10 protein-coding genes and 1 pseudogene are annotated in these 12,291 nt (G+C 33.5%); 10 read left to right on the forward strand and 1 reads right to left on the reverse strand.

The annotated features are described in order from the left end of the window. Positions 1 to 29: 29 nt before the first annotated feature. The gene (locus K8N75_RS03115) at positions 30 to 2,249 is read left to right on the forward strand and encodes an Ig-like domain-containing domain (protein WP_223790665.1); all 2,220 of its coding nucleotides are present in this window, start codon (positions 30 to 32) and stop codon (positions 2,247 to 2,249) included. 412 nt (positions 2,250 to 2,661) lie between these two features. Next, entirely contained in the window at positions 2,662 to 4,803 is a 2,142-nt protein-coding gene (locus K8N75_RS14210) for an Ig-like domain-containing protein (RefSeq protein WP_223790666.1), read from the forward strand. 330 nt (positions 4,804 to 5,133) lie between these two features. On the opposite strand, the gene K8N75_RS03125 is transcribed toward K8N75_RS14210, so the two are convergent. Continuing rightward, positions 5,134 to 5,514 carry an isochorismatase family protein gene (locus K8N75_RS03125; protein ID WP_223790969.1) on the reverse strand — a complete coding sequence of 127 codons (381 nt, stop codon included), beginning with the start codon at positions 5,512 to 5,514 and terminating at the stop codon, positions 5,134 to 5,136. 240 nt (positions 5,515 to 5,754) lie between these two features. Between K8N75_RS03125 and K8N75_RS14065 the strand changes: the two are divergent. The 8 genes and pseudogenes from K8N75_RS14065 to K8N75_RS03160 form a co-directional block, all read left to right on the forward strand. Further along, positions 5,755 to 6,102, forward strand: a pseudogene (locus K8N75_RS14065) (DNA-3-methyladenine glycosylase I); the annotation flags it as partial. Positions 6,103 to 6,196: 94 nt separating this feature from the next. Next, positions 6,197 to 6,283 carry a DNA-3-methyladenine glycosylase I gene (locus K8N75_RS14070; protein ID WP_338038025.1) on the forward strand — a complete coding sequence of 29 codons (87 nt, stop codon included), beginning with the start codon at positions 6,197 to 6,199 and terminating at the stop codon, positions 6,281 to 6,283. Between the two features lie 15 nt (positions 6,284 to 6,298). Beyond that, on the forward strand, positions 6,299 to 6,895 hold the full coding sequence (locus K8N75_RS03135; RefSeq protein ID WP_223790667.1) for a DNA-3-methyladenine glycosylase: 597 nt from the start codon (positions 6,299 to 6,301) through the stop codon (positions 6,893 to 6,895). 189 nt (positions 6,896 to 7,084) lie between these two features. Next, positions 7,085 to 7,600: a hypothetical protein gene (locus tag K8N75_RS03140; RefSeq protein WP_223790668.1), complete on the forward strand. Its 516-nt coding sequence runs from the start codon at positions 7,085 to 7,087 to the stop codon at positions 7,598 to 7,600. Between the two features lie 455 nt (positions 7,601 to 8,055). After that, positions 8,056 to 9,006, forward strand: a complete 951-nt coding sequence (locus K8N75_RS03145; RefSeq protein ID WP_223790669.1) for an Ntn hydrolase family protein — start codon at positions 8,056 to 8,058, stop codon at positions 9,004 to 9,006. Between the two features lie 523 nt (positions 9,007 to 9,529). After that, on the forward strand, positions 9,530 to 10,453 hold the full coding sequence (gene speB, locus K8N75_RS03150) for an agmatinase (protein ID WP_223790670.1): 924 nt from the start codon (positions 9,530 to 9,532) through the stop codon (positions 10,451 to 10,453). 100 nt (positions 10,454 to 10,553) lie between these two features. Continuing rightward, entirely contained in the window at positions 10,554 to 11,534 is a 981-nt protein-coding gene (locus K8N75_RS03155) for a DNA glycosylase (protein WP_223790671.1), read from the forward strand. Positions 11,535 to 11,643: 109 nt separating this feature from the next. Further along, positions 11,644 to 12,279 (forward strand): S24/S26 family peptidase, encoded by a 636-nt coding sequence (locus K8N75_RS03160; protein ID WP_223790672.1) that lies wholly within the window; start codon positions 11,644 to 11,646, stop codon positions 12,277 to 12,279. Positions 12,280 to 12,291 lie beyond the last annotated feature (12 nt).

Below are 12,291 nucleotides of genomic sequence, written 5' to 3' on the forward strand. Positions count from 1 at the left end.
ATAAATTTTCAATAAATGATCATAATTTAATGGTTTTTACAGTTTTAATAACCTTGTTAGGGGTTATTTTTGCTTTGGGTATGGGTAATGTTTCAGCTGCTTCGGGAGATACTATTTATGTTAATGGTAATAGTACTCTGGGAAACGATGATTGGAATGGTGAATCTGCAACATATCAATCAGGCATAATCGGCCCTAAATATTCAATAAAAAACGCAACAGGAACAGTAAACACCAACGGACAAATATACATAGCCCATGAACAATACAAAGGAATAAACAACACACAAATCACCATTGATAAAAACATGACAATTAATGGAGAAAGTCAAACAGACACCATAATAAACGGAACCGGCACCAACTGGATATTCCATATAAACCCTGGAATATATGTTACAATCAACAACCTAACACTAACCAACGCAACCGCACAAGCTTATGGTGGTGCTATCTACAATGAGGGTAATTTGACTGTAAACAACAGCACTTTCACCAGTAACACCGCAGATTATGGTGGTGGTGCTATCTACAATCCTTATGGTACTTTGAATGTAAATAACAGTACTTTCACCAGTAACACCGCATCTTATTTTGGTGCTATCTACAATTCTGGTACTGTGATTGTTAATGACAGTACTTTCACCAGTAACACCGGAAATTGGGGTGGTGCTATCGCCAATGATGGTACTGTGATTGTTAATGACAGTACTTTCACTAGTAACACCGCAAATTATGGTGGTGGTGCTATCCGCAATGAGGGTATTTTGACTGTAAACAACAGCACTTTCACCAGTAACTCTGCACATTCTTATGGTGGTGGTGCTATCTACAATGCTAATTATGCTGTTACTTTGAATGTGAGTTTCTGTCGGATTGTAGGAAACACGCCATATGATATATATTCTGATGGAGCCGGTGGTGTTGATTATAATTGGTGGGGGTCTAATTTTGTTGGATCCGATCCAGTTTCTGCAGGAAGAGTAGCAGGTGGGGCTACTGTTTCTAAGTGGTTAGTTTTAACTACTTCTGCGGATCCGGACACTATTAATACTGGTGAAACCTCAAATATTACAGCTGATCTGTTACATGATCAAGATGGTGTTTACCAAGACCCTGTTGATGGTCATGTTCCTGATGGAATTGTTGTTAACTTTGCAAGCGATGCATTAGGCACAGTTAACCCATTAACCGGTACTATGATTAATGGTGAAGCATCATCCATATTTACAGCAGGTTTAAATCTAGGAATATCTACAATAACATCAACTGTTGATGCAGAAACTGTAAATACAGAAGTTACAATTAACTCAGCTGCACCTCCAATTGTTACCAGCACAAATCCGGTTAACAACGCAGTTAATGTCGCATTGAATAAGGTGATACAGATAACCTTCGACAAAAACATACAACTCGGAATGAACCATTGGATAGAACTCTATGAAACAGGAACCGGAACCACCAAAACATTCACAACAAACATATTAGACAATATATTATCCATAACACCAACCTCACTACTAGCACTAGGAACACAATACTCTGTTATCCTACACTCCAACAGCATCACAAATCTATCCGGAATTGGATTAGCAGCCCCTTATACAACACGATTCACAACAGAGACACCACCAGTTGTTACCAGTACAAGTCCAGTGAACAATGCATTTAACGTCGCATTGAATAAGGTTATACAGATAACCTTCGATAAAGCCATACAACTCGGAACCAATCCATGGATCGAACTCAAAACAAGCAACAGTGGAACAATAGTACCATACACAACAAACATAATAGGAAATGTACTATCAATAACACCTAACTCACTCTTAAATGCAGGAACTAAATACACAGTCATCCTACACTCCAACAGCATAACAGACATGCAAGGAAATGGTTTAAACACACCGTACACAACCATATTCACAACAACCTTACCACCAGTCGTAACAAGCACAAGTCCAATGAACAACGAAGTTAATGTGGCTGTAAATAAGGTGATACAAATCAACTTCAGCAAAGCCATCCAACTCGGAACTAACTCATGGATAGAACTCAAAAATCAATACGGACAAATAAAACCATACACAACCAGTATAAACGGTAACACACTGAATATAACAGCCAACGCAGCATTTGCAAGAGGAACAACCTACACAGTCATACTACATTCAAACAGCGTTACAAGCACAGGCGGAGCAGGACTAACAACACCATACACAACAAAATTCACAACAACCACAACATAAAAAAACAAATAAAATAAGCGAATATTAGAGGATTTAAAAATCCTCACATATTTTTTCTATTTTTTTTATGTAAATAATCGGATATTTAGGATTAAGTTCTAAAAAAAATAAACCTGTTTTCTGATGGTATTCTCTAAATATGGGGGAATAACCCAAAAAAACTAAACAATTAACTTTGAAATACTATTTTGCCTGCATATATTCCATGGTAGACCAGTATTCAAGTAAACCATGGTAAAATAAATTTTTTGTATTCATTTTATGTGAAATTTAGTCACCAAAATACTTGTTTTTACTTAAAAGTCTTTCTATTTGATTGTTATTAAACAATATATATTAATAGTCCATATTGTAAAAATATTAAAGGAGGGTAAATAATTTTTTGTTAAAAAAAACCTTTTTTGGGATGGGGGTGGAAAGATTTATAGGACAATATAAATTTTCTATTGATAACAGAAGGAATTATGATAATTTAATTGTTTTTGCAGTTGTAATAACATTATTAGGGGTTATTTTTGCTTTGGGTATGGGTAATGTTTCAGCTGCTCCGGGAGATACTATTTATGTTAACAATGCCACTGGAAACGACGACTATGATGGAATCAGTGCTACTTGGGTTGGTGGAATGGTTGGACCCAAAGCAACCATACAAAATGGAACCAACACCGTAGACGATAATGGAAGAGTTAATGTCGCCGACGGAACCTATAACGAACATATTACTATCAACAAAAATGTGACTCTCCTAGGACAAAGCCAAATCGGCACCATAATCGATGGAACCGCGAGCGGCCGGCCATTAATTATAACCCCTGGACTTACAGTAAATCTGACTAACTTCACAATACAAAATGGAAATGCTGATAGCGGGGGAGGGATCTACAATGAGGGTACGGTGATTATAAACAACTGTACTATCCGACAAAACATAGCACAAGCATATTATAATGCAATGGGAGGCGCTATCTTCAACCTTGGCACTATAACTCTTAACGATTGCACCATAACGCAGAACACCGCTAATTCGTTCAGTTATAGTGGATCTGGTGGTGCCATCATTAATGCAGGTAGTGTCACTATTAATAGTTGTATCATAACGCAGAACACCGCACAGGGAGGAAGTTCATCTGGGGGTGCTATCTTCAACAATGGTAACGTTCTTGCACATTACAATGTCTTCAATGGCAACACCGCACTTACCGGAGCTGCTATTAGCAACTATTATGGCTACGTAGATGCACAGTATAACTGGTGGGGGTCCAACGTCGATCCCAGCAGCCAATTTTACGGTGTACTCTACAACCCTTGGTTATACATGACCATCAAGGCGACTCCAAATAATATTAACAACGGAGAAACGAGCCAAATTATTGCAAGTTTCAATAATCTTTTTGACGGCACTACGGTGACCGATCTGATTCCAACCATTGGACATATACCCGATGGAATACTTGTAAACTTTTCAAGCGATGCATTAGGCACAGTTAACCCATTAAGTGGGACCACAATTAATGGTATAGCATCAACAACATTCACGGCAGGTTTAAATCCGGGAATATCTACAATAACTTCAAGTGTTGATGCAGCAACTGTAACAACGGGTGTTACAATTAATGAAAATGTGCCACCGTTAGTTACAAGCACAAGTCCAGTTAACAACGCCCTGAATGTAGTGGTGAATAAGGTTATTCAAATAACCTTTGACAGAAACATACAACTCGGAACCAATCCATGGATAGAACTCAAAACAAGCAGCAGTGGAACAGCAGTACCATATACAACAAACATAGTAGGAAATGTACTTTCAATAACACCTAACTCATTACTGGCAGTGGGAACATCGTACTCTGTTATCTTACATTCTAACAGTGTTATAAATCTGGTTGGAATTGGATTAGCAGCTCCTTATACAACACGATTCACAACAGAGACACCACCAGTTGTTACCAGTACAAGTCCAGTGAACAATGCATTTAACGTCGCATTGAATAAGGTTATACAGATAACCTTCGATAAAGCCATACAACTCGGAACCAATCCATGGATCGAACTCAAAACAAGCAACAGTGGAACAATAGTACCATACACAACAAACATAATAGGAAATGTACTATCAATAACACCTAACTCACTCTTAAATGCAGGAACTAAATACACAGTCATCCTACACTCCAACAGCATAACAGACATGCAAGGAAATGGTTTAAACACACCGTACACAACCATATTCACAACAACCTTACCACCAGTCGTAACAAGCACAAGTCCAATGAACAACGAAGTTAATGTGGCTGTAAATAAGGTGATACAAATCAACTTCAGCAAAGCCATCCAACTCGGAACTAACTCATGGATAGAACTCAAAAATCAATACGGACAAATAAAACCATACACAACCAGTATAAACGGTAACACACTGAATATAACAGCCAACGCAGCATTTGCAAGAGGAACAACCTACACAGTCATACTACATTCAAACAGCGTTACAAGCACAGGCGGAGCAGGACTAACAACACCATACACAACAAAATTCACAACAACCACAACATAAAAAAACAAATAAAATAAACGAATATCTATAGAGGATTTAAAAATCCTCACATATTTTTTTCATGTAATAACCGGATATTTAGGATTAAGTTCTAAAAATACAACTGTTTCTGATGGTATTCTCTAAATATGAAGGTATAGCCAAAAAATCTAAACAATTGACTTTGAAATAGACTTTCACAATGAATTAGTATCACTTCCTATATATTTTAATTTAAAGATGTTTTTAGGTGGAGAAGAATTCTGATTTTAATAGACAATGAGCAAAATTTTCACTTGATTTAAAAGAAATATATAGCAACTCATACTAAAACATTTCAAAACTATTGACTTATGTTAAGTATCTAAAGCACATACTCGTCCATAATCCTGATACCACTATCTTATTTCTGTTTGTTTCTTTAACCGCATTAAAAGTTTTATCATCTTCAAATGCATCAAAACTTGGAATTTCCCTTGCAAACACTTCTTGATCGGGAAAAATTTCAGTAATCTCTGGAAACACATCCCCGTTACTATGAGGATTAATCGATGATAAAACAACAGGAACATCAAGAATGCTTGCAGCTTTAGCAGCAAATATAGCAGCATTCTTGATTATTGTCTTATCCCCTGAACTAACACTTTTAATCATGGTTGGCTGATAATCCACCAAAACTAAAACACTATTCAAATCAGTTAATAACTCCAATTTTCCTTCGTTTAAATTCACCAATATAATTCCTCCATAAGATCTAAGAAAGATTCAAAATTTTTACATGATATTGACCTATTATAATATTTAGATTGGAGAAGTAATAAATTTTTGTTACTATAGCCAAATCCAAAATAAGTGGTTAATAGGGTGTTTTCTTTTATGAATTAAATAATTAAGAAAACTAAATATCCTTTTGATAAGAAATATAAATTCATGAAAATACGATGCCCTTGGGTAAATGATGATCCATTGATGATGGAATATCATGACAATGAATGGGGAGTTCCCATTCATAATGACAATCTTCTCTTCGAATTCTTGGTATTAGAAGGTGCACAGGCAGGTTTAAGTTGGAGTACTATACTTAAAAAAAGGGAAAATTATAGATTGGCTTTTGATAATTTCAATCCAGAAAAGGTAGCTGAATATAGCAGCAAAAAAATTAATGAACTGGAAAATAATACATGCATAGTTCGTAATCGTCTCAAAATCCGTTCTACAGTGATTAATGCCAGATTAATTCTTGACATTCAAAAAGAGTTTGGAAGTTTCGATAAATATATATGGAACTTTGTTGAAGGGAAAACAATTCAAAATCATTGGAAAACAATGAGAGATATACCTTCATCAACATTAGAATCGGAACAAATGGGTTTAGATATGAAAAAAAAGGGGTTTCAAATTTGTTGGCCCCACAATCTGTTATGCATTTATGCAAGCTGTAGGAATGGTAAACGATCATGTTGTGGATTGTTTCAGGCATTCTGAGTTGAAACAAAGTTAAATTGGGATGATCTTAATGAAACTTAAAAGATCATTTTACATGCAGGATACAATAGTTGTAGCTAAAGGATTATTAGGCTGCTTTTTAGTCCATAGAACTCTTGAAGGAATAACAAAGGGCAAAATTGTAGAAATAGAAGCTCATATGGGTCCAAATGATAAGGGAGCCCATTCTTATGGAGGTAGGCATACCCCCCGTATGGATCCTCTTTACAATACAGGAGGATATGCATATATTTTCCAACTACATGGGCATAATTACTGTTTTAATGTTGTAACTCAAAAAACAGGAATTCCACAAGCTGTACTTATACGAGGTTTGGAACCTATTCAAGGTTTGGATTTAATGGCAAAACGTAGGAATATTGATATATCAACAGGTTTGAGAAGTAAATTTAAGAATTTGACTAATGGACCTTCAAAATTATGTCAGGCAATGGATATTGATACTTCACTTAACGGGATAGATTTGTGCGGAGATGAACTCTTTATTACATCAGGAAAGACTTTCAATGATGATGAAATCTTGAGTGCTCCAAGGGTAAATATTGATTATGCAGAAGAATATAAAAATAAAAAATGGCGATTTTTTTTGAAAAAAATGAATTTGTAAGTAAATACCCTAAAATATGACATTATCAAATAATTTATGATCAAATGAGGAATAGGTCGGGATCTAAAAAAAATTTATACAATTCATGATATACTCTACTTAAAATTATCAAATAAAAATTTTTCCACTAACCTTATTAATCTTGCAAATCTAAAAAAATTATTAAAATAGAGTTAAAGGGGATTGAAATTGTTAAAACGTAAACATGTTTTTCTTGATGACCAAGTAAAAATCAATAGAGTTGAGAATAAACTAAAAAAATATGAAAAATTCAAGCCTTACGATCAAAAAACAGTCGAAGAAGACTTTCGTTTACATGAAAAACTGGCACAGCTCAGTATTGTTGCAAGTAACTTCATGATGACTGGGCATAGCCCAACCATGGTAATGACTAAAAGAGAAGAAGGAGACGAAGTTTTATTACCAGTAGGTGGAGGACAAAAAGATAGAGCTCGAGAAATTATATCCAAAATTGATTTCAGAAAACTTTATCGTGGCGGAAAGGGTAGAAAAACAGACCCAATCATGATTATTACAGCCATTTGTATGTATGTTATGAGACAGGATAACCCTCGAAGAGGTGACATAAAATATTCAAATGATTTTATTAGGAATGTGGGAGTAACAAAGGACATATATAAACACATTAGCGAAAAACTCGACTCTTACATAAAATCTGGAAATCTGATAAGTAGCTCTATATAGTGATAGCAAAAATAAATGACTATTCTTTTAGATAGCTTTTCTTAATTATTTTTATTAAATTGTAACAACCTATAAATTTCTTCTATTGTTTAGGGTTTAGATATCGTACTTGATCAAATAATAGACTGTTTTTAATAGTTAACTTTGTGAACTAATGTTATTTTATTTCTTTCAAAGTTATTCCAAAAATTTATTCAAAATAACAGTTTAAAATTATTTTATTAATTCTTTGATTTACAGAATTTGACATTTCTTAATTTCTATTTTTTTATTATATTTTAAATTAGGATTATTATGTTTCAGGTTTGATTACTGACTATGGCTATTATATGATTTTTTATGAATTCAAATTAATGAATAGTTATTTGTTTCATATAACATTTTTAATTACAATGAAAAGGATAATTAATGATTGGAAAACATTAATAGATTTCAAAGTTTAAGGAGATGGAAACATGTCACTGGTAATAAACACCACTACCCCCGAGGGAATAGTTCTAGCTGCAGACAGCAGACAAACCTATAGAAATCTTAAAGGTATGGCTCGTATAGGAAGCGATAATGCTTTGAAACTTTTTCAGATCAACAGTAGGATAGGAGTAGGAATAACTGGTCTTGCATTTCTGGAAGAAGATGGAGTACTCAAAAATCTGAGTAAATTTATAGAGGAATTCAAAAGAGAGCCCAATGTCGAAAATATGGATGTTGAAGATGTTGCAATCGAACTCCATCGGATTTTCGATAAAAAATATCAGTGGAAAGAACAGTTAGATCTAGCTGTTGAAAATATTAAAAATGATCTACAAATGAAAGGTTGTGAATTATTAAACATTGAAAAAAATCCATATAACATATCTTTCAGTTTCAAAAACCCTCAAGGAGGATTAGAAGAGGGCTTGGCTGGAGTCGATATGATTGAGTTTTTGGTTGCAGGTTACAACAAAAATGGTTCACACCAAGTTTATGGCTGTTATGTGCCGGGTGAAATACAGAAAAGACGTGATAGTGAAGATAAAAATAATGAATACGGAAGTTCTTGGATAGGACAGGGAGATGTGGTTTCAAGAATTGTTTTAGGGTTCGATGGACGTATAGCTAATATCCAATTTGCTAAGGAAGCCATGTTAATCCAAGGAGAGCCAAATATATTCGAAGAATTAAAGAATCTCGAATATGCTATTCAATGGGGTACCATGACTTTACAGGATGGAATTGATTTCTGCACACTCATGATACAGACCACATCTGCAATGCAAAGATTCTCTGATGGAATCAATGCAGATCCTGGAGACATGCCTGGAGTTGGAGGACCAATCGACGTCGCAGTTATAACACCGGATAATGGATTTGTTTGGATTAACAAAAAAAAGCTTAAATTCGGAGGAAATGAAGTGGAAATTAATTAATGATATTTTTATATTTTCCGAGAGATTACAAGCCACAATGAGCAGTCCGGGTTTTGATAAGAAAGGTTTATAGAACTTCCAAATGCCAATATACGTAACTAACGAGGAAAAAACTATTCAAATACTAATAAATTAGGGTATAAAGGAAAAACAGAATGAAATAAACAAGAAGCAATTGATAATAGTATAATGTTCAACAGTATTTAATATCAGGTTTAGTTAGAATACTGTGATCTCTGGTACGAAATTAAATGCGCAACAGCTATCTTTCTATATAACATCTCTCAAAAGCTTAAACATGGCTATCCTAAAAGATTTTAAATATTTAGCAATTTTCATTTTTCGATTAAAGATATATTAAAATTCAATTTTATATGATCCCTTCTTAATTGCCCCAAAAATATTTTTTATAAAATTTTTAATTAAACATGACAACTTTATAAGTTTTAAAACTGATACTTTTAACGTTAAAGTTTAATTATATATAGTTAACTTTTATTTGAGAATTATTGGAGGGAATTAGTTGAATCATTATAATATTGAAAATAAATTTCCTTATTTAGGTATCCCAACATTTTACAATTATCCCCACAGCAAAGATCTGAATGGAATTGATATGGCAATTGTAGGTGTTCCCTTTGATCATGGGACAACTAACCGGCCAGGTACACGTTTTGGTCCTCGTGCTATCCGTAATGCATCACAAAATTATGGAATTTATTTAGATCCCAAATATGGCGCATATGATACTGAACTTAAAAAACATATAATGGGTGGAGTAAAGGCTGTTGACTATGGAGATGTGCCTATTCTACCTACACATACCCATACAAACATGAGTATGATCAAAGCTACCCTCAAGAATATTGTAGATAAGCATGTTTTTCCTGTTGTCTTCGGTGGAGACCATACTATAACAGCGCCATTGCTAGAAGCATTCGATGTTCCACTTGATGTTGTTCATTTCGATACACATCTTGATTTTGTTGATGGTTCTGAGAACATGAAATTTTCTCATTCAAATCCACTTAAACGAGCCTCAGAGCTAGAAAATGTGAATAATATAACCCAAATTGGAATTCGAGGCTTTACAGATTTTGAATCTAATTATGAGGAGTCATTAAATTATGGTTCAAAAATTATTACTGCTTCAGAAGTTTTCAAAAATGGAACATCTTGGGTTTTAAACCAAATACCAAAATCAGATAACCTTTATGTAACATTTGATATAGACGTTCTTGATCCTTCAATTGCTCCAGGAACAGGAACACCAGAACCTGGTGGTTTGAATTACTTTCAAATGAAAGAATTGCTTATCAATTTATATTTAAAGGGTGAAATTAAAGGTTTAGATATTGTAGAAGTCAATCCTCTTTTTGATGTATCAGAAATGACTTCTCTACTTGCATCAAGGCTTGTATTTGACTTTTTAGGCTCGATATTTTAAGATTTCAACAATTTTATTAAAGTTTATAATTTTTTTTTAAATATTAAATGAATTCAAAAAATTGCAGAAATTTATTAACAAAAAACAAGACATAACACATATGAAAACCCAATTTGTAATTGATTCCGATGAATATAAAGGTCAATTAAACCTTGCTTTAACCATTAAGAGTGGTCAGACTTCACAACCAGCTTGGTTACAAAGAAATGGCTGTTTCATAGAGCTCGTAGAAATAGATGGAATACATTGTCTTATTAAAGCAAAGCAAAAAATTAATGATTTGTATGCTCCTTTGGAAATTATTGCTGAATCGGAAGAAAAAGTTGATGAAGAGTCAGTTAGATCTTGTATAATGAATATATTCGGTTTATATGATGATCTGGATGAATTAAACAATTATTTAAATAAAGATCCTAAATTAGCACCCACTATCGATTTCTGCAGAGGTTTAAGATTATTCAAAGCCCATAATACTTTTGAATGTATAATATCTTCTATATCATCAGCTAATTGTTCTATAATCCGATGGAACAAAGCTATTAAAGATATTAAAAAGAAATGGGGAAATAAATATAATTTTGGGTCTGATACGTTTTACACGTTTCCATCCCCTGCTTATCTTCAAAAAGTACCAGAACATGAATTAGAGGAAATGCAACGGTTAGAAGACACCCTTCCTAAAGACTATGTCTTTGAAAAGAATCTTAAAAGTTGTGGAGTAGGATATAGGGCCAAATTCATAATAAAAACATCAGAAATGATCCAAAATAATATTAATATTAAAAAGTTAGATAAAGAAAGTTATAAAAAAGCATTTGATACCTTGCTTGAACTCCCAGGAGTAGGTCCTAAAGTAGCTGATTGTATTTTATTATATGGTTTTGGATTTAAAATGGCTTTCCCAGTTGATGTATGGATAGGTCGTATAGTTTCAGAATTGTATTTTAATGGAAAAGAAATTAAGCCACCTAAAGCTCGTTTATTTGGAATGCAAAAATTTGGAGATTATGCCGGTTATGTTCAACTCTATATGTTTCATTATGCCCGAAAATCCGGTCTTTTAGAGACTTTAAAGAAATGAAAGCGATTCAGTAATACCAATTATCAAAAATATCTCATAAATTTAGTGTATAAAAAAATGAATTATTAAGTTTTGACAATAATTATATATTCATGACTTTGGTGATTTCATGGCAGGAATATCCGATAACCTTGAAGAATTCCGGGAACTATCAAGAAAGCATTATAAGAATCTTATAGAAGGACTTAAAGATAAATATTGCTGGAAATGTCCAATGCGCACCAACAGTTCAGAAGCTTTTTGCAGAGAAGTGGATAGTTGGATTAGATTATCAGTTGCCTTTGAAATGGGAATTTATGACCATATGAGAGATATGGGAATGCCTAACAACTGTCTAGAAGTAATTGCTTCCAAAATTCTTGAAAAAAAGATGAACTCTAATTATCTATCTCCTAAATTCCAGAAGCTTATTATTTTAAAGATTGAAGAAAACATGGAACATGGAATAAATTCCGGGGACTTCCTCCTTGTCAATGAAACCCCTAAAACTGTTAAAAAAGGAGATATAGTATTATTACCTCGCGCATGTCCTTTATCATTAATTTGGTTTTCAAAAACCAATTATATTAATAAAATGCCACTTAAGGTCTTTAAAATTGTAAAAGTACATCAAAAAGCAGGAGTAAAATATATAACTACCGATAATGATCTTGAAATACCCATAGAATATGTTTATGGTTTAATCATTAAGGTAATTAACAATAAAGATCCTATTTTTACTGAACTCCACCTAAAGGACATTTAAAAATTAATAAAT

This window comes from Methanobacterium spitsbergense, assembly GCF_019931065.1.
In the GTDB taxonomy this organism is placed as follows: Archaea; Methanobacteriota; Methanobacteria; order Methanobacteriales; family Methanobacteriaceae; genus Methanobacterium_B; species Methanobacterium_B spitsbergense.

What these genes read in the sequence shown, in the direction of transcription:
- K8N75_RS03135 (WP_223790667.1), top strand. Translation starts at nt 6,299, where the DNA reads ATGAAACTTAAAAGATCATTTTACATGCAGGATACAATAGTTGTAGCT.
- K8N75_RS03160 (WP_223790672.1), top strand. Translation starts at nt 11,644, where the DNA reads ATGGCAGGAATATCCGATAACCTTGAAGAATTCCGGGAACTATCAAGA.
- K8N75_RS03145 (WP_223790669.1), top strand. Translation starts at nt 8,056, where the DNA reads ATGTCACTGGTAATAAACACCACTACCCCCGAGGGAATAGTTCTAGCT.
- K8N75_RS03115 (WP_223790665.1), top strand. Translation starts at nt 30, where the DNA reads ATGGTTTTTACAGTTTTAATAACCTTGTTAGGGGTTATTTTTGCTTTG.
- K8N75_RS03155 (WP_223790671.1), top strand. Translation starts at nt 10,554, where the DNA reads ATGAAAACCCAATTTGTAATTGATTCCGATGAATATAAAGGTCAATTA.